Raw genomic sequence first — 20,025 nt, 5'->3', positions numbered from 1 at the left:
CGATTATGAGTGATAGTGAAAATCAGGTTGCATACGCTGAACTGTTCTCGGAAATATTTTACGAACAGTTCATTTCCGCATATTATGTGAATTTGCTGGATTTCTCGTATGTCGTTTACTATCGCAAAAAGGGCCTTGAAAAAAAGTATGGCGATGGCGATAACGCCGTATCCGCTCTCCAGAAGTTTATTTCCGAAGATGTCCATCCCGATGACCGCGATGTGCTGAAGGATATGCTATCTGTAGCTTATGTCCGAGGCCGCCTTAAAAAAGAAAGCAGTTTCTCGTTTGTGGTGCGTGAGATTGTAACAGGCAAGGAACGCTATTGCAAGCTCCAGGTGACCCGTGGCCGTGATGAAGACCACATGGCCATCTGCTTCTTGAATGTCGATGACGAAATCCGCAAACGCATGAAGGTCGAGGAAGGCTACCGCGTTATCCAGGCCCTTGCCATGGAATTCAATGCACTTTACCGCATCGATCTTGATTCGGAAAAAATGCATTCCTATGTCAAGTCGCAGACGGCACGCATTTTTGAAAAAGAGCTTCGCGGCGAGATGCTCTATTCCGAGGCTTTAGAGAAATATGCCAAAGAAATTGTAAGTAGCGGAGATGCCAAGCGCGTTTTGACTTTAGCGTCGATCGAGAGCATTCGTGAAAGGTTTTCGAGGCAGAGCCACTTCGAGGTGGACTACAAGAATCGCGATGGCCGCTATTTCCAGATGAAATTCGTCCGGGTTTCCGATGAAAAATCGCCTGTGGTAGTGCTTGGCATTGCAGACCGCGACGAAGAAAAACGTTCGGACGTGATGAACCGCGAATTTTCCGAAATTGCAAATGCGTTGAGCATTGAGTACGAAATTATTTACTATGTGAACTTGAATGACAATTCGTACGACGTGTTCAACCAGGAAAGTAGCTATATCAAGCTCAAGCTCCTGATGAGCCGCCAAAACTTTTTCGAAGAATGTACGAGAGACATCAAGAAGATTATCTACCCGCAAGATGTTGAACGGTTGACTTCGGTCATGAATAAGGATTTTTTGCTTTCTCAGCTTGAGGGCGACAAAACCTTTTCAACCGAATACAGGCTTATGGTCAATGGCGAGCCTCAATACTACCGCCTTAAGGCGCTTTGGTCCAAGGCCGCTGACGATCATATTATTATCGCTGTTGCCAATATCCACAAGGAAGTCCTTGCCCGTAAAGAGCGCGAACGCAACATGGAACGCAACTTCGACATTATCAATGTGCTTGCGACGGAATTCACCTCAGTCTACTATGTCGATCTTGATACGGATACGTTTACGCCTTACACGGTGAGCGACTATGCTGAAGTCAATTACGGAAAGCTGTATCAACACGATAAATGTTATTCTAAAGTGTTCAAGGCGTATGTCAACGGATTTGTCCATGAACTCGATAAGAAAAGAATTGGTGATTTTGCTTCTATTGAACATATCAAGAAACTGCTTGAAGGCCAAAAATCGTTTATAGCGCACTACAGAAAATACGATACTGGAGGAACCCGTTTTAGCGAGATAAAGTTCGTGAAAGTCGGTTCGCAAAATGAAACACCGCGTGCTGTTGTAGTTTGTTTTGCCGACAAGGATGCCGAAATTCTAAACCGCTATGTTGATAGCAAGCTTTATGAAGATTATTTTGGCGTTTATTTTGTGAATCTCGAAGACGATACTGTCCGCAGTATCCGTGAATCGGCGGTTTACGAGAAAGGTAAAACTTATGGCGGCTTTATCAAGTACAGTAGCGCTATTCTTGAGTTCAGCAAGGAGGTCTTGCCGGAGTTCCGCGAAACTTGGGAAAACATGGCGAACGTTGATTTTATGCGTTCATACTTGGCAGATGTCGATAAGCGCGAGTACAGCTACCGTGCGCTCAAGGGTGAATGGCGTCGCGTGACGACGTTTGTTCTGGAACGTAGAAATGGCGTGCCGGTGACCTTTATTATGGCGTTCATGTTCATTGACAATATAACCGCACAAAAGATGGAACTGGACGCAAAGATTGCGGAACAGAAGCGGGAACTTGAGGAACAGCAGAAGCTTTTGGAACAGGCTCTTGTGCAGGCTGAAAAGGCAAACAATGCAAAGACGATGTTCCTTTCGAACATGTCGCATGACATCCGCACGCCGATGAATGCCATTATCGGTTTTACAAACCTTGCGCTGAATAATTTGGATGATCCTGTGCTGGTCAAGAATTATTTGAACAAGACTGTCGTTTCGAGTACGCATTTGCTCTCGCTCATCAATGATATTCTCGATATGAGCCGCATTGAGTCGGGCAAGATTCGCCTTGAAGAGGTAAACTGCAACTTGTCCGAAATCATGCATGACCTGAATACGATTGTTTTAGGTCAGGCGAGTGAAAAACAGCAAAACCTTTACATGGATACGTTCAATATCGAGAACGAACTTGTTATTTGTGACAAGCTGCGCTTGCATCAGATGCTGATCAACCTGCTTTCAAATGCGGTCAAGTTTACGCCGGTGGGCGGTAATATCCACGTGTTTGTCCGTCAGACCGCTAGTGATGAAAAAACGGGAACGTACGAGTTCCATGTCAAGGATGATGGCATCGGCATGAGCCCGGAATTCTTGAAAGTCCTGTACCAACCGTTTGAACGCGAACGCACCTCAACGATTTCCAAGACGCAAGGGACTGGGCTTGGCATGTCCATTACCAAGAAAATTGTCGATATGATGGGAGGCTCCATAAATGTTGTGAGCGCCCCTAATCAGGGAACGGAATTCATCATTCATCTGAAACTGAAAATCCAGGATACTTCTGCGGATTTGACGAATCTCGATGCGTTGCAGAATGCCCGCGCTCTCGTTGTCGCTAGCGATTATAATGCATGCTCCAGTGCGACAAACCTTTTGCGTCGATTGGGAATGCGTGCAGAATGGACAATGTATGGCCGTGAAGCGGTGCTGCGTGCAAAAGAAGCTGTTGATCGCCACGAATGCTATTCCGTCATCGTTCTTGATGACCGATTGCTCGATATGGAAAGCATCAACGCTGTGGAACAACTGCGCATGATTCCGGGGAATGATAATCCGATTATCGTCATGGCATCTTACGACTGTGCAAACATTGAAAAGAGTGCGCGCGAAGCGGGTGTGACATCGTTTATAAGCAAACCGCTGTTCCTGACAGAAATGCATGATGTCTTGGCTCGTGCCATAGGCGTTTTGAAAGACGATGCGAAAGTGGAATGCGATGAGTCTGCGAACTTTGCCGGGAAGAAAATCCTTCTTGTTGAAGATAACGAGCTCAACCGTGAAATTGCGCAAAGCGTTCTTGAAGAAATGGGCTTTGTCGTCGATTATGCCGAAGATGGCTGTGTCGCTTTAGGAAGACTCAAAATGGCAAAGCCGGGCGCTTATGATGTGATTTTGATGGATGTGCAAATGCCTGTGATGGACGGTCTCGAAGCCGCTCGTCAGATCAGGTCTTTGCGCGATGATTACTTCAAGAAAGTCCCGATTATAGCGATGACGGCGAATGCGTTTGAAGAAGACCGCAAAGCTGCTATGGATGCTGGCATGAACGAGCATATTGCAAAGCCCATTGACGTTGAAAAACTCAAGAAAGTCCTTCGTAAATTCTTAGGATAAATTATCGCATACCGTCATGCCCGTGCTTTTTACAATGTCATTCCCCTAACGGGGCTTGACTTGTTCGCCTCGGATATAGAAACATGCAAGCATATTTCTGCATCGCTCGGCTCCGTTGTCATTCCGGCCTCTGTGCCGGGATCACCATTACTTAAAGAATTCCACGCATCCGTAGACGGAAATGAGCTCCGGATTCTCCGGATCGCGCCTGTTCCAACACTGTTGGACTTTAATCTTGCACGGACGCTTTTCGCCTTTGACTCGCATCTCGCTATTGAACGTGAACGAGTCGTTGTTCAGCTGCGGATCGTGCAAAAGCTTTGCAAATTCATCCCAGTTCTCGCGCCCAAAGATGTTCCAGAATTCGCTATTGTTTTCTGGCTCAATCATAGTCTTGGGGAAACTCAAGGATTTTGCATTCTTGGCCTCGAGTTTCAGCATGGAGGGCTCGTAAGTGTATTCGAATGTAACGCCACGATGCAGCGTGGCAAAGAATTGGCTCTTCCGGCGTTCGTTCCGATACTGCTCGTAAATAATGTTGTCTGAACTTTCTTCGGTGCTTTCGAAAATCGAACGTGCGATCTTGGCAAAATCGGCATCGCTGAGTTTGCTTGTGCGTTGGTCGTTCAATTCCTTGGGCAATGTGTCAGCGACATCTCCGAGACATTCCAAAAGCAAAGGGTTGAATACGCCGCACTCGTTGTTGCGGATCATTTCGAGAGCCTTCTCATGGCTGAACGCCTTCTTGTAGCAGCGTTCGCTGGTAAGGGCATCGTATACGTCGGCAACGGAGACGACTTGGGCGCTGATGGGGATTTCGTTCCCTTTGAGACCGTCGGGGTAACCGCGTCCGTCCCAGCGCTCGTGGTGCCAACGGCAAATGTCGTAGGCGAATTTCATCAACGGCTCGTTCTTGAAGAACTGGATGGCATCGAGCATCTTGGCACCGTTCATGGAGTGTTGCTTCATGATGTCGAATTCTTCTTTTGTGAGCTTGTCGGGCTTGTTCAAAATCTCGTCGGGAATCGTAATCTTACCGATATCGTGCATCGAAGATGCTGTAGCGATAGTGCCGATTTCTTCTTCGGTAATCTTGTAATCCTGGGTGCGCTTGAGCAATGCGCGTAAAAGAATGTCTGTAATCTTTTTGATGTGCAGAACGTGCTGGCCGCTTTCTCCGTTACGGAATTCCACAATGTGGCTCAAGATGGAAATCAGCATGTCGCTGTTTCGCGTCCTTTCGTAAATCTTGTCAGCCACAAGTTCCGAAAGCTGCATCTGCTTCACATAAAGATTGATTGTATTGCGAACTCGCGTCTGCACGACCATCTGGTCGAACGGACGGTAGATAAAGTCGGTCACGCCGAGCGAAAAAGCTTTTTCCACTTGAGGGGTGGAGGTCTCTGCTGAAATCATCACGACCGGGGTTCCCTTGATCCACCCTTTTTCGTTCATGACTTCAAGAACTTGGAGACCGTCTCGTCCTGGCATAATCATGTCTAGCAAGACGAGCGTAATGTCTTTTGCCGTTGTTTCAAGAATCCCGATGGCCTCGTCACCGTCTTTTGCTTCGATGATATCATATTCGTCAGAGAGCAGGTCCGAAAGTACGACTCTGTTCATGGCGTCATCATCGACAATCAAAATTTTTGCGCGTTCGTTGCTCATGGTCGAAACACCAATATTTATTTTCTCTTTCTTAAGTGGTTGTACTTCTTTAATTTAAGAAAAATGTAGCGAAAAAGAGCGTTTTGACCCGTGAAAAATCAAAATACCCCTTCCATTTGCGCAAAATCACCATGTTTTTCTAAATTTTCCTCGAAATGCCGAAACCAGCAAATTACTTCCCCGCTATAGACGGTCTCCGTCTCCTCGCAAGCTTAAACATTGTCATGCTCCATTTGGGCAGTTCCAATGCCCTTGTGTACATGTCCGATTGCAAGTGGGTAATGCCCATCATTTCGGCACCAGCTTTTGCTGCGGGGATTTTCTATGTGCTGGCCGGTTTCCTTTTCGCAAGCAAGTACAGCGACCCGGACCGCAGTATCCCGGTCATCCCGTTCATGTTCAGCCGCATTGCAAAGCTTTACCGCTTGCACTTCTTTATGACGCTCCTCATGTTTGTGTTGGTTGTCTTCAAGATGAGCGGCTACACGCATCTGCCTGCGTTTTCTGAAATTGGCGATTGCGCTTCGGCGGGATTAGCTAAGATGTTCCACCCGTGGCGGAGCCTCATCATGCACCTCACGCTCACGTGGTCGATTGTCCCCGATCTTGGTATGAAGTTGAATGAACCGTCCTGGTCCTTGACGAGCTTTTTCCTTTGCTATGCAATTACGCCGTGGTTTAGCCGCTGGCTTATCAAGCAGAACCGCCGTACACTTTGGATTCTCTTTGGCGGAGTGTTCGTTCCGGGAATCCTTTGGGCGGTCGTGTATGGCAATTCGGGCAATTTATGGTTTAATGGTTTCGATGCCAAATACCGCTTTTTCCACATGTTTGCACCGGTGCGCGTTTTTGAATACTTGTTTGGCATGGTGCTTTATCGCCTTTACAATGAGGGCGTCTTTGACGTTTTCAAGAAAGATTATGTGAGCGGTGTGGCTCAGGCGCTTTTGCTCCTCACACTTTACGGAAGCCTCTTCCTCATGCGCCCGGATGCGAACCCTGGCTATAATTACTTCATCCACCATAGCCTTCCGATTTTCATTTACGGTATGTTTGTGGTGAGTCTGCTTTCGGGCAAGGGCTTCTTGGCAAGGTTTTTCTGCATCCCGCTTGTGCGTCGTGTTGGCCGTGCGTCTTTCTACCCGTACTTGATTCATCTGCCCATCATTACGTTTGCATGGGGCATTTGCAACCTGAACCGTCCGAAGAATACCATCCTTTTGCTCCTCTTTATCTATACGGTTAGTACACTTTACATGGAATTTAAAATCTGGCGCCGTAAAAAAGCGAAAGCGAAGGCTTAAATCCAAGACTTTATTCGTCTTTTCTCAAACAAGTCCAAAAAATAAGTGTATTTTATATCCATGGGCGACTGGAGACGCCCGTTGGAAGGGATATTCTTGTCGGAGGAGATACTAAATCATGGACTGTCTTGAATCGTCAGACTTGACTCATGCGATTCTGTCTAGTGCAGGCGTCGGCTTGTGGGTCATCGAAGTAGATGAAGGTCGCCCTCCACGAATGTATGCCGACAAGGCTCTTCTCCAAATTCTTGGATTCCCCGAAGAAACGCTCCCCGAAGACCTCTACAACTTGTGGTGCAATAACGTAGACCTCTCGTATTATGAGGCGTATGCCGAATTTGTAGAGCAGATGAATCGTGGTGAAATGTCCGAACTGGAATACGCCTGGAACCACCAGTCTCGCGGGGTCATATTCTTGCAAAACCACGGCAAGCGCAATGACGAGTACAAGCGGGGGGTGCGCCTTGAAGGCTGTTGCACCGACGTGACCGAACAGATTGAGTTCAAGATGCACTTGCGTGAACTAGACCAGTATTCCGATATTGCAAACACGCTTGGCGATGGTTTCGACAATATTTATTACGTCGATATCAATGACAATTCGTTCATTGAGTTTAACGCCCAAGGTGTCGTGAAGACTCTCGATGCCAAGAACTGTAGTGATTTTTTTGCGGGCTTTGAACAGGCTTTGGAAAAGGTTGTTTACAGGGAAGACTGGGAGGCTGTTCAGGAATTTATCGACAAGGAAAAACTGCTTCGCGATCTCGAAAATGATCGCGCCGTCTCGGTCTCTTTCCGTTTTTCGTTTGACGGGCGCCTGGTTTATTACCGCTTGAAGGCGACTCGAACTCCAGATTCCGAAAACCACATTGTCGTGACGCTTGAAAACGTCGATGAAGAGGAATCCGCCAAGGCGGAACGCAAGGCGATTGCTAACCGCGACATGGCTGTGATTTCGGGTTTGTCCGATGACTTTGGCTGCGTGGTGTACGTGGATTATGAAACGCTATCCGAGGTGCACTATCGCTTTGACCCGATGTTTGATGAGATGGTACCGGGTTGGTCCAAAATCAACAATTTCGGCAAACGTCTGGAAGTGCTTGTCGATACGGTAGTCCACCCGAGCGATCGCGAATCGTTCTGCGCTGCGACAGAACCTGCAAAAGTTCTCGACATGGTGGAACGGGAACACATGTACTTTGTCAACTTCAGGTTGCAGGTCGGTGGCGAAGATATTTACTACCAAATTAAATTCGTCAAGGACGAAAACTTCAAGAACCATGTGATTGCGGGTTTCCATAGCGTCGATGCCGAGACAAAACGCGAAATGGCGAATCTCGAAAAGGCGGAACTTGCGAACAAGGCTAAGAGCGCCTTCCTCTTCAACATGTCGCATGACATTCGCACGCCGCTGAATGCGATGATTGGCTTTACCGACATGGCGGTCAAGAATATCGATGACAAGGCTAAAGCGCTTGATTGCCTCAATAAGTCTAAACTTTCGAGTGAACATCTTTTGTCCTTAATCAACGATGTGCTGGACATGTCTCGCATTGAAAGTGGCAAGGTGGAACTGGATTTGAATCCGGTGAATTTGGGTGAAAATAGCGAAGATTATGTGCCGATGCTCCGTTCCCTTGCCGAAAAGAAAAACGTTCACTTTGATTTTGCGCAACATGATATCCAGAATCGATATGTTTATGTCGACTTCTTGCGTTTGAATCAGGTAGTCATCAACGTCGTCTCGAATGCGGTGAAGTACACGCCTTCGGGCGGTTCTGTGACGGTGGATATATCCCAGATTCCGTCGGAACGGGTAGGCTATGGACTGTACCAGATTGTCATCAAGGATACGGGAATCGGCATGAGTGCCGAATACCAGCAGCACCTTTTTGATGAATTCTCCCGTGAGCGGACATCTACAGTCAGTAAGCAGCAGGGAACAGGTCTTGGACTTGCAATTACCAAGCGCATTATCGATATGATGGAAGGCTCCATCGAAGTGGATAGCAAGGTAGGGGAAGGGTCCAAGTTTACTATCCGTATCCCGATGCGCATTCAGGAACATCCCGAAGACGTTGAACAGGTGCGCTTTGCGCATTCCGAGCAGGAAGCGGTTTCGTTCGAGGGCTTTAAGGTTCTAGTCGTCGAAGATAACGAGCTGAATCTCGAAATTTCCAAAGATATCTTGGAAAGTGCTGGTGTTGTCGTGGAATCGGCAGAAGATGGTTCCATCGCAGTGGAACGCTTAAAAGAAAAAGGTCCCGACTACTACGACTGCATTTTGATGGATATCCAGATGCCGGTAATGGACGGCTTTGAGGCGACGCGTACTATTCGCCAGATGTTCCCGGACAAGCGAATTCCGATTATTGCCCTTTCGGCAAATGCGTTTGATGAAGACCGTCGCAAGTCATTCGAAGCGGGCATGGATGGTCACTTGGCAAAGCCCATCGTCATCGCCCAACTCGAAGACGCGTTGAAGAAGTATCTCAAGAAATAGCTACTCCGTCATCCTGACGCTGAAAGCGGAAGGATCCAGTGAAGCTGAGTAATTAGGTCAATTGCTTGATTCCAGCCACTGCTGCAACGTAGTCTGCTTCGACTTTTTCGAGGAGTGCCTGAGAATTGGCGGTAAATGCTTCCGGACGCAGGTCTTCGGTGAGTGCGCTACTCGATGCGGAGAGCTTGTTCAGTCCGAGATTGGCGGCAACGCCTTTGAGCGTGTGTGCTGCGCGGAATGCCGTCTTGGCGTTGTTTCCGGCAAAGGCTGTCTTGAGTTCATTAAAGCTCGGATCGTTCAAAAAAAGTCCCAAATACTTTGCAACGCGAGATTCCATGCGGAGTCTTTCAAGAACTTCGTCCAATGATTCACCGAGAGAGCTGTAAAATTCAGAGAGTGTCATAAATTTATCCTAACCTTGTTTTGAAATATCGATGTGTCCATAAACGGCAGATAAGACCGGAACATCATTCGCGCCTTTAGTCCAAATCTGAAGCGCCTTGACATTGCAGGGGGTGCTTTGACCGTCTATGTTGAATGTTTGCTTGATAAGGATTGGCTTATCTTTGGGTGTCGATTTGCGTCGTATAATCTTCCTGATCTTTTCGAGGTTTTCTGCGACGTCTTTGGCTTCTTCGTTTGGCTTGTATTCGTCGATAATTGTTCTTGGTAATCCAAGCTTTTGTGATGCCTTTGAAGAAAGCTTTATGACCGACGGGGTGAACGTGTATTCGAAAAGAATCCCGTTCAGTGAGTATTCAAAGAAGTGGCATTTCTTGCGTTCGTCAATTAACTGCCTGAACGCCTGATTGTAAATCGGATGATTTTGGTCGTTCATCATCGCATCAGCGATGTAGTAAAAGTCCTTGTCCGCTTGCTTACTCCAGTCGAACGTCTGTAGCGCAGTCACAAGTCTGTCGGCGATGGCGTCGAGGCATTCAATCAGGATGGGGTTGAATACGCCGCATTCGTTGTTGTGGATCATCTCGAGTGCTTTTTCGTGCGTGAAGGCGTGCTTGTAGCAGCGCTCGCTCGTAAGAGCGTCGTACACGTCTGCGATGGAGACGATTTGTGCGGCTATAGGGATTTCGTCACCCTTGAGACCGTCTGGGTATCCGCGGCCGTCATAGCGTTCATGGTGCCAGCGGCAAATCTCGTAGGCGTATTTCATCAACGGTTCGTCTTTCCCGACCGGGACCGCGTTGAGCATCTGGGCACAGTTGACGGTGTGCGCCTTCATGATGTTGAACTCTTCGGGCGTGAGTTTGCCGGGCTTGTTCAAAATCTCGTCGGGAATCGTAATCTTTCCAATATCGTGCATGGAAGATGCCGTGCAGATAATCCCGATATCGTTTTTATTGATTTGGTACTTGTTCGAACGGTGCAATAGTTCGCGCAAGAGCATTTCGGTGATGGTGTTGATGTGCAGCACGTGCATGCCGCTTTCGCCATTGCGGAATTCCACAATGTGGCTCAGCATAGTCACCATCATGCTGTTGTTGCGAGTCTTTTCGTAAATCTGGTTTAAGACGAGGTCCGAAAGGTTCTTTTGCTTTTGGTAGAGGCGGATGGTGTTGTTTACACGGTTCTTGAGGACCATCTCGTCGAACGGTCGTCCGATAAAATCGGTCACGCCGAGCATGTAGGCGCCTTCGATAAGCGCATGTGCGGTTTCGCCAGAGATCATGATGACCGGGATTTCGTTAATCCAACCGTTCTTGTTCATGATGGCTAGCACTTCCATGCCGTCTTTTTCGGGCATCACCATGTCGAGGAGCACGAGTGAAATTTCGGAGGTCTTTTCTCGGAGGATCAGCAACGCTTCGTTGCCGTTTTCAGCTTCGATAATGTTGTATTTGTCACTGAGTACGTCCGATAACAGTGCCCTGTTCATGGCCACATCGTCAACAATCAGTATAAGAGGGCGTTTCACATCCATAACGCAATCCTTTGAAACCCAAATACAATACGTAATAAATGTATATAATTTTGAAAATCAAGTGTAAGAAAATTGTAACTTCGTTGAAAAAGTTGCTTGCCGTCACAACGCTCTTTTTGTGCTAATATGTTCAATATTGCCATTTTTATAAAAATTGTATATATATTGTAATATAATTATAATAAAATTTGGCTGGATGTTTGCTTATGCGCGTAACGCTCTTAAGTGTATTGTTTTTTCTGCTGGTTGGGGGGCAGATCTTTGCGAGTCCACAGACCGTTAAAGTGGGCTTTTTCGCTAATTCCGGCTATCATGAAATTTCTCCAAAGGGTGAAAAGGGCGGCTACGTATACGAGCTGCTCCGCTTGATGTCGCGCTATGCCGATTTGAATTTTGAATTTGTCGGCTACGATAAGACTTGGAACGACATGCTCAAGATGCTCGAAAGTAGCGATATTGACCTTGTAACATCGAATCAAAAGACTGAAAATCTAGGGGCGTTGTTTACCTGCTCTTTGCCTGTCGGACCCAATGATGATTGCATTCTCGTCCGCAAGTCCGATAAGGGTTTGCTTGACGAAATCAATTATGCGATTGGTCAAATGGATGATGAAAACCCAAGCTGGAGAAACCAACTTTATCTTAAACATTTTGATAAAGAACAAAATAATTCATCGGTGCTTAGCGAACGCGAACGGTTGTTTCTGAAGGCTTTGAAACAATCTAACAAGTTTTTGAAGGTTACTGTTCAAGATGCAAAATTCCCGTACGCCTATATGGATGGTGATGTCGCAAGAGGCGTCTTGATGGATCTCTTTGCTGAAATTGCAGGGCAATACGGCTTGAAGTATGAATTTGTTAAACCGTCAGAAAACGATGGCGATAATAGCGTTAAATTCAAGAAGTTGCAGATAGTTCTTGATGCAACGTATGACATGGCGGGCGGTGACGATTGGTGGGTCTTTACGCCGGAATATTTGCGCGACCGGTTGTTTGATCATAACGACAGCTTGTTGCTTGGCTTGCGCATTGCCGTTCCAAGAGATGTCCCTCGTGAACTGGCTTCTGTCTTGACGAAGAGCATACTGGCGATTTCTCCAAAGACTGTTCGTGCGAAAGTCATCAAGTATGCCGGATTCCGGATGCCTAATTACTCTGGGGTGGAGCGCCAGTATTCTCAGATTATGGTTGTGTTCGGGGCTGTCTTTGGGATTCTTGGATTGATGTTGCTTAGCTCGCTTGTCTGGATTGCTTTTAGACGTCGGTTAAAAAATCGCCAAGATGAACTGGACTTCAAGTTGCGTGAGGCGAATGCCTATGCTGCTGAGGCTAAAGAGGCAAAATCTAAGTTCCTCCTCAACATGAGTCACGATATCCGTACACCGATGAATGCGATTATCGGTTATGCGGACCGTGCCGAGCGCCACCTTCAAAACCAGGTAGATGTCCAGGATGCCTTGCGGAAAATTCGCCTGTCGGGCGGTTTCTTGCTACAACTGATTGAAGAAGTGCTAGACATGGCGAAAATAGAGTCCGGGCAAGTGTCGCTCAAGGAACGTATGGTGAATCTTACCTCCTGCATGGACGAACTTTGCGATGCCTGTGAACCCATGATGAAGCATAAGAATATCTCGTTTGTCAGGGACTTTTCGACAATCAAGAATAACTTTGTCGTCGCCAATGTGAATAGCCTGCGCCAAATCCTGTACAATATTATTTCGAATGCGCAAAAGTTTACGACGTTTGGTGGGCGTGTCGTTTTTACCGTTGAAGAACTCCCGTGCCGTGTTAGTGGATTTGCGGTATTCAACTTTGAAATAAGTGATAACGGTCTTGGCATGTCCAAGGAATTTTTGGAACATATCTACGATGAATTTGCCCGTGAACAGTCTTCGACCCAAAGCGGAGTGCCGGGAACGGGGCTGGGCATGTCTATTGTAAAGCGCCTTGTCGATATGATGGGAGGTGAAATAGATGTCCAGAGTGAAATTGGCTTGGGAACAACAGTCCATGTGCGCACACAGTTCAAAATTGTAAGCGAAAGCGATGTTTCCCTGGAAAATGTAGAGACGTGTTCGCTTGAAAATGCCGAATTTTTAAAGGGCAAGCGTGTATTGCTCGTTGAAGATAACGAGTTCAACCGTGAAGTCGCGCAGGATTTTTTGCATGATGCCGAAATGGTTGTCGAATGTGCCGAAAATGGGTTAGAGGCGGTGACGAAAGTTAGCGAGCAACCGGCGGGTTATTACGACTGCATTTTGATGGATGTGCAGATGCCTGTGATGGATGGATATGAGGCAGCGATGGCTATCCGTAAGCTTTATCCGAGTTCAAAGTTACCTATTGTCGCGCTTTCTGCGAATGCTTTTGAAGAAGACCGTCAGAAGTCGATGGCTTCGGGAATGGATGCTCATTTGGAGAAACCGTTCGTCGCGGCGAAGGTTCTCGGGACGATGAGCTCCTTAATGCAAAGAAAAGTTAACGTAAGTTGATGTATAGGAACACTTTAAGAACACTTTTTGTGTGATTTTACGCATTATGTCAATCCTTTTACAAAAGAAGGGTTGATTTTTTATATAGTATCAAACTATCTTTTAGCTTGGATGGGTGAAATCTTTTTTTTAAAGGAATTCATATGAAGAATTTGGTAAAAGTTATGCTGGGCCTCGCAGCCGCAACTGCAGTGACAGCATCTGCTGCAGGAAACTTCCCGTTTCCGCAGAACACGAAGTATCCGCACGGCAAGATTATTGAATACGCCGATACGGACATGATCAAGTCCCACTATGCAAAGTGGAAACAGGCTTGGTACCAGGCTAGCAATGGTTATGTGCTCGCTCCGGAAGGAACTTGCTCTACCGTTTCTGAAGCTATTGCTTACGGTATGTTGATTACCGTCTATATGGATGATCAGGAAGTTTTCAAAAATCTTTATAAGACTTGGACAAGCAACAGTGTTGGTGCCAATGGTGGTATGAACTGGCGTATCGGATGCAGTGGCGGTACAGGTACTGCATCTGACGCTGACTTCGATGCCGCTCTCGCTCTCGTGATGGCTTCTAAGCAGTGGAATGATGCTTCTTACCTCACTGCCGGTAAGTCCCTCATTACCTGGATTGCTTCTAACGATATCGGCAGCAACAAGATTAAGCCGGGTAACCAGTGGAACGACGGTTTCAACCCGAGCTATACAACGACAGCCAACTTCCAGCTTTTCCAGGACGTTGCCGGTGGTTCTTGGTCTAGCGTCATCTCTCAGGCTTATACGGACTTGAACGCTTGCCAGGATTCCAAGACAGGTCTTGTTCCGGACTGGTGCGACTGGAACTCTCACAAGCCGATTTTGACGTCTGCAGCCGTTGCCAATGACATTGGTTTCTACGATGACGCAGCCCGTACGCCGTGGCGTATGGCATGGGCATATTACTGGTACGGTGATACCAAGGCTCAGGCTTTCAACAAGAAGATTGTGGACTGGCTCATTCCGGAAACCCGCACGGCTAGTGGCGTAAATTCTGGTTATAAGTACACTGGTGGCATCTTCATGGCTGACAAGAGCGACGAACGTAACTTTGTTTCTTCTACGTTCTCCGGCGGTCTCGGCCTTGCAACGTCTTCTATCGATAGCAAGGAAGCTGAAACCTATCTCGGTACGGTTTACAAGGTCCTTAAGGAAAAGGAAAGCTGCACTACCGCCCAGGGTTGCGGTGAAGGTTCTGTCGCTGGTGAAAAGTACTATCCGGCTACTTTGAACATGCTCTACCTCCTCCTCGTGACGGGTAACATGCCGAACTTCTATAACATGACTGGCTTTACCGCCTTCACTCCGGATCCGTCCAAGGCTCCGTCCATCAAGGAAGGCGATGGTGAACACTTGGCATTTGGTGATACGACTGTTGGTGTTTCTGGCCTCTGGAACTGGGGTGCATACCACGACAAGCTCGGTATCGGTACCAAGATGGTCCCGGATTCTGGTGACTCTCCGCTTTACAAGTTGGATGATGGTTCTATCATTGCCCGCGCTTCTATGGAAATCGGTCCGGAACCGGAATGGACTCCGGAAGCTGCCGCTGCTGGTACCCTCAAGTATCCGTCTGCTGGTATCGCTGTTTCCTTCAAGAAGGATGACTGCAAGAAGGACAAGAGCTGCGGTGTGGACTTCTCTGCTCTCGGTATTAAGTACATCCGCGTGACGGCTAAGTCTACTGGCCCGATCCGCATGGCTATCCTCAATACCATTACTGACGAAAACGAAGAAAAGAAGGTCGAAAACGCTGGTGCTGGTTCTGAACCGGGTGTCTATGTTGACAACACCGAAGACTACAAGGAAGTGACCTATGATATGACTCCGAGCGATTACGGTTTCGTTGGCTTGGGTGGCAAGAGTGAAATTACCATTCTTGACTGGGTCAGCAGAAACAATGCTCCGGAAGGCGCTCAGATCCTCAAGGCTATCAAGGGCCTCAAGTGGGAAGTCAAGGATGCTAAGGGTGGCATTGGTGAAATCTCCATCAAGGCTGTCGAATTCCTCGATGGTTCTAAGCAGGCTATTGATCCGGTTAAGCTCACTGGCGTGGAAATCAAGCCGGTCAGCCTCTACAAGGTCTCCATGATGCCGACCTTCAGCGTCCGTGCAAACGGCATGAAGCTCGAAATCAATGGTGCTAAGGCTGGTAGCGTGTTCGCTGTCTACAACATGCAGGGCAAGGCAATTGCTGGTGGCATGCTGATGAGCAGCAGCTTGACCGTTAACGTTCCGGCTACGGGTTCCTACATCGTTCGCGTGGGTTCTGAAATGAACCGCGTCAACGTCAAGTAATCCGCAACGTTACAAGCGAATTTGCAAAAAACCGAGGCGAAAGCCCCGGTTTTTTTTGATGTCATCCCAGCCTGTCATCCTGAGGGCTTAAGCCCGAAGGATCCAGTTATTTCTTGTATTTTCGTTAGGTCAAGAAGGCTATCGATGAACTTTTTTGATTAAAGGCGTTTGACTGGCCGCTTCGGCGCGGATGATGTATGTGCCTTTGGAGAATTTTGCCGGCACTTCAAAGCCGTTGACGTTCCCAAGAGCATTTCCGTTCAAGTCGAAGAGTGTGTACTTTGTGTAGTTTTGGGAACCTGCAAGCGGTCGTTTTGCTACGCCCGGAAGTGACGTTTCCGAATTGGGATTTTCGCCGGCTTTGGGCTTTCGAACCTTGAGGCTTTTTTCTGTGAATTCGATAATGTAGCTGCCATCGCTTTCGCGCTTGATGGCTTTGCCGCCCTGTTCTACGATTGCATTTTCGCCAACGCTTTGTGTGTCGATGTTTACGCGGAGCGGAATGCTTGCGGGCATGTACTCGCTAGGAATTTCCCATTCTACAGTAAAGCCGTCGTCTGTTGCGGTTTCTTTGGCTGCATCGACGATAAAGTGGGCGCGGTAATAGGCACCTACGGTGCCAAACGGTGCGACCCAAAGCTTGTTTTCGATAGCGTGCTTGAATTGCTTTTCGATATCCGCAGGGTCGATGGCGTAATCGTCGCCCTGGTCGTCAGTGACGCCATGGTTTAAGACGACGAGCCAGGAACCGCCTTTCACTTGAACGTCCCACGGGTTCGCGCCTTCGAAGTTGCCGATGAAAGCCGCCGTGTCGAGCGACGAAAGCATCTCGTCTACGGTGGCGCCTGAGCGCGTCCAGATTTTGGCTCTGAGGCTTAACCAGTCCGGTTCGGTATCCCATTCGTTGCGCCCATGCCAACCGCAGTCGCGGTTGATAAAGTGGTGCTTGGCGATGAAACTTTTGATATTGTCATTGTTTTCGCAGAAAGGAGTGGCAAATGAAATCACGCGTATGTTTGCTCCGTTGTCCGCGAGCGTCTTTTCGATGTTTTCGGCAAACTGGATGATTTCTTTTTCCAATTCGCTGTTGTCGCTAATCGAAGTCAGGTGCCCATGCGATTCGGTATGGTTGCCCATTTCGTGACCGCTATTTGCGAGCGCAGCGTAACCGTCAGCCTGTTGCCTATAGCCGCTCCCCATACTCGTGAGGAAAAACGTGACGTGCACGTCGGGCAGTTTGTCAAGCACAGGCTTTAGATTTTCGATTTGGTTTTCGAGAGCGTCATCGAAAGTGAAACTTACGGCTCCGACATGGCCGTTCCAAGGAATGGTTTTGATGGGGTTTGCCATGGCAATGCCTGCGAGTCCGAACGCGAGTCCAGAAGTGAGTGCTAATGTTTTGTAATTCATAATCCTAATCCAACAACAATTTAAATACCCAATAAAAATTAAAATAGTTATATAAGGAAAGGTCCCGGAAAATCCGAGACCTTCGATGGGCTGATTTATAGCAAATCTTGTGATTACATGGCTTCGAGCTTCTTGCCCTTGGTTTCGTTCACCAGCTTGGCGACTAACACAAAGCTTATTGCTGCGAAGGTCGTGTAAATCAAGTAGGTCGGGCCGATGCCGATGCCGTCCTTGCCGACGAGAACCGGGAAAGACCAGCTGACCAGGAAGTTTGCACCCCACTGGGCAAGGCCGCATATTGCGATTGCCACGGCACGAATGCGGTTGTTGAACATTTCGCCGAGCATCACCCACATCACCGGACCCCAAGTAGCGGCAAAGAATGCCACATAGAAGTTTGCGGCGAGGAGGGCGAAAATACCGCTATTGCCTGTGAGGTTGCCGCTTGCATCGGAACCGAAGAGGAAGCAGCACGCGAGAATGCCAAGCGTAACGGTCATTCCTGCAGAACCGATGAGCAAAAGCGGCTTACGACCAATCTTATCGATAAGGAGAATAGCAGCGATAGTCATGGTCAAGTTGATGGCACTGGAAATCACGCTCGTAAGGAATGCATCGCTTTCGCCGAAACCGACACTCTGCCAAAGCATGGAACCATAGTAGAAGATCACGTTAATACCCACGAGCTGCTGGAGGATAGCGATACTGAGGCCTGCCCAGACAATCGGAGCGACGCGCTTTTTGCCAGCGACCGTTTCGAGGAGGTCAGAAAGCTTGGCCGGCTTGTGAGTCTTGAAGGAGTCTTCGATTTCCTGAGCCTTTTCCTTGATGCCGACGGATGCAATCATCGAAAGCACTTTCTGAGCTTCTTCCATGCGACCCTTGCTCACGAGGAAACGCGGGGATTCCGGGAGCTGCCAGGCGGCGACACCGTAAAGGAATGCCGGGATGGCTTCGACCCAGAACATCACCTTCCAGGATTCAATGCCCATAATCAAGTTGCTTGCTGAACCCGAAATGCGGACAATGATGTAGTTCGAAAGCAGTGCCACGAAAATACCGATAACGATAGCGAACTGCTGCATGGAACCTAGACGTCCGCGCAAATGCGCCGGTGAAGTTTCGGCAATGTAAATCGGGGCGATGATGGATGCCACACCGATACCGATACCGCCGATGACACGCCAAGCGATGAAATCGTAGATGGTGAAGGGGAGACCAGAACCGATTGCACTGATAAAGAAAAGGACGGCGGCTGCAAGCATGCAACGCACACGTCCGAACTTATCGGCCAGACGGCCGGCGAAATATGCACCGATGGCAGCGCCGATCAATGCGAGAGAAACCGCAAGACCAAGCTGCATATCGTTACAGTTGAAATAGCCCTTGAGGGCCACGTTGGCTCCGTTAATCACGGATGAGTCAAAGCCGAAAAGGAACCCTCCGATGGCGGCGGAAAGGGTTATCATAACGACATGTCCAACTTTATAATTGTCTTCTACTGCCATTTTCGTACCTCTGTTTTTGATTTTTTCAAATGGATTAGCCGCTAATATAGCTATCAAGAAATTGTAAATTCAAGGTTTACAATAAATCTCGATAGTCCAAAAAGGACTAACGGTTTTCTTACATAAGTCGAAAGTTGTGGCTTCACTGCTCCCGTCCTATTTATTAATAGATATATATAATTTTCTTACAGTGGGCGAATTTTCTTGCGAATTTTGTGAATTTATTTTTGGTAAATTAGTTTAAGTTGGAATACTCTGTGGAGGTAATATGTTCTTTTCTTTTGTTAAAAGATGGTGTGTCGGCTCCGTTTTTCTTTGTTTGTCTGCATTGGCTTTTTCGGGGTGTGCGGTGACCTCGTCAGGGAACATGTTGGGCGATGCGGCGGTTCTCAAGTATTCGTCAGATCAGAAAAAATTTCGCTTTATCGAGGCGAGTGGAATTTTCGCGGGCGATGAAAATAGAGAAATTTCGTCCCCGCATACAACAAGCTCTGTTGGTGGTGGGGCTTTCAATGGAAGGGTAGAATTGCTTTCGTTTGATTACTCGCTTGCAGGGCAAAAGGGCGGATTGTTTTTGTCTGTTCCATTTTCAATTCCGATGGATATTGGGGTGCGCCCGAGTGTTGTGCAATGGATTGGCCCTGCATATTTAGGGGCGGGAGTCTCTTTTGTGGGTGGCTATTATTCCAATGAACAAAAAGAAAATTATGAACCTAATGTGAAAAATCCGACGGGACGTTTTGACGGTTTTATTCTGTACAATGTTGGCGGCGGTGCGATGTTTGATCTCGGTGAAGTATTTTCTTTGGGTGCCTACGTCAATTATGAACGATTGGCTTTTAATAGCGGTGGTTCTACAGTAAAGAACTATGGAATCTATATAGATGTTTTGGGTTCTTCGCATGAGAAAGAAAATTATCCAGGGTATGCTCATCGTGTGAATGTGTTGACGATTGGAATCAGTGCATTTTGGAAAAAGAAACATCCTTGGGGATTGTATTTCGAATATGCACCTGAAGAAATCCCGTTAAATGACAAACGTGGTAAGCTTCAGGCTGGCTGGATTTTCTTGTATTGATTTGATAATAGAGGGGGAATTTGCTAATTGGCGCTCCTTCGGAGCGCATTTAGTTCGGCTCGGCAATGTCAAAACAACTAGTTGTTTTGCCGCTGCACTCGCCTTTGACACTCTTTGAGTGTCTTTTGCTAGGCTCGGAAATGGGCCTGTAAACA

11 protein-coding genes are annotated in these 20,025 nt (G+C 47.6%); 6 read left to right on the top strand and 5 right to left on the bottom strand.

Annotated features, from left to right (window positions below):
* Positions 1 to 5 precede the first annotated feature (5 nt).
* Positions 6 to 3,641, top strand: coding sequence for a response regulator (locus tag B9Y77_RS10630; protein WP_085491604.1), 3,636 nt, complete (start codon positions 6 to 8; stop codon positions 3,639 to 3,641).
* A 147-nt stretch (positions 3,642 to 3,788) separates the two neighbouring features.
* Here the strand turns inward: B9Y77_RS10630 and B9Y77_RS10625 are convergent, their stop codons facing one another.
* Positions 3,789 to 5,309 (bottom strand): HD-GYP domain-containing protein, encoded by a 1,521-nt coding sequence (locus B9Y77_RS10625; protein WP_085491603.1) that lies wholly within the window; start codon positions 5,307 to 5,309, stop codon positions 3,789 to 3,791.
* Positions 5,310 to 5,464: 155 nt separating this feature from the next.
* On the opposite strand from B9Y77_RS10625, the gene B9Y77_RS10620 reads away from it, so the two are divergent.
* The gene (locus B9Y77_RS10620; protein WP_085491602.1) at positions 5,465 to 6,613 is read left to right on the top strand and encodes an acyltransferase family protein; all 1,149 of its coding nucleotides are present in this window, start codon (positions 5,465 to 5,467) and stop codon (positions 6,611 to 6,613) included.
* 118 nt (positions 6,614 to 6,731) lie between these two features.
* Positions 6,732 to 9,116, top strand: coding sequence for a hybrid sensor histidine kinase/response regulator (locus B9Y77_RS10615; protein ID WP_085491601.1), 2,385 nt, complete (start codon positions 6,732 to 6,734; stop codon positions 9,114 to 9,116).
* A gap of 52 nt (positions 9,117 to 9,168) precedes the next feature.
* On the opposite strand, the gene B9Y77_RS10610 is transcribed toward B9Y77_RS10615, so the two are convergent.
* Together B9Y77_RS10610 and B9Y77_RS10605 are read right to left on the bottom strand one after the other, a co-directional pair.
* Entirely contained in the window at positions 9,169 to 9,519 is a 351-nt protein-coding gene (locus tag B9Y77_RS10610) for an Hpt domain-containing protein (RefSeq protein ID WP_085491600.1), read from the bottom strand.
* A 9-nt stretch (positions 9,520 to 9,528) separates the two neighbouring features.
* The gene (locus tag B9Y77_RS10605; protein WP_085491599.1) at positions 9,529 to 11,055 is read right to left on the bottom strand and encodes an HD-GYP domain-containing protein; all 1,527 of its coding nucleotides are present in this window, start codon (positions 11,053 to 11,055) and stop codon (positions 9,529 to 9,531) included.
* A gap of 206 nt (positions 11,056 to 11,261) precedes the next feature.
* Between B9Y77_RS10605 and B9Y77_RS10600 the strand changes: the two genes are divergently transcribed.
* Together B9Y77_RS10600 and B9Y77_RS10595 are read left to right on the top strand one after the other, a co-directional pair.
* Complete coding sequence (locus B9Y77_RS10600) at positions 11,262 to 13,547, top strand: ATP-binding protein (protein ID WP_085491598.1); 2,286 nt, start codon at positions 11,262 to 11,264, stop codon at positions 13,545 to 13,547.
* Positions 13,548 to 13,690: 143 nt separating this feature from the next.
* Positions 13,691 to 15,874 carry a glycosyl hydrolase family 8 gene (locus B9Y77_RS10595; RefSeq protein ID WP_085491597.1) on the top strand — a complete coding sequence of 728 codons (2,184 nt, stop codon included), beginning with the start codon at positions 13,691 to 13,693 and terminating at the stop codon, positions 15,872 to 15,874.
* A gap of 138 nt (positions 15,875 to 16,012) precedes the next feature.
* Here B9Y77_RS10595 and B9Y77_RS10590 read toward each other — a convergent pair whose 3' ends face one another.
* Together B9Y77_RS10590 and B9Y77_RS10585 are read right to left on the bottom strand one after the other, a co-directional pair.
* Positions 16,013 to 17,284, bottom strand: a complete 1,272-nt coding sequence (locus B9Y77_RS10590) for a polysaccharide deacetylase family protein (protein WP_085491596.1) — start codon at positions 17,282 to 17,284, stop codon at positions 16,013 to 16,015.
* 113 nt (positions 17,285 to 17,397) lie between these two features.
* On the bottom strand, positions 17,398 to 18,792 hold the full coding sequence (locus B9Y77_RS10585) for a sugar porter family MFS transporter (RefSeq protein ID WP_073424889.1): 1,395 nt from the start codon (positions 18,790 to 18,792) through the stop codon (positions 17,398 to 17,400).
* 268 nt (positions 18,793 to 19,060) lie between these two features.
* Here B9Y77_RS10585 and B9Y77_RS10580 point away from each other — a divergent pair, with 268 nt between their 5' ends.
* A complete protein-coding gene (locus tag B9Y77_RS10580; RefSeq protein ID WP_139829303.1) occupies positions 19,061 to 19,870 on the top strand; it encodes a hypothetical protein in 810 nt (269 codons plus the stop codon).
* The last annotated feature ends 155 nt before the right edge of the window (positions 19,871 to 20,025 follow it).

It is taken from the genome of Fibrobacter sp. UWB13, assembly GCF_900177805.1.
Taxonomy (GTDB): domain Bacteria; phylum Fibrobacterota; class Fibrobacteria; order Fibrobacterales; family Fibrobacteraceae; genus Fibrobacter.
This window is presented reverse-complemented; position numbering and strand designations above follow the sequence as displayed.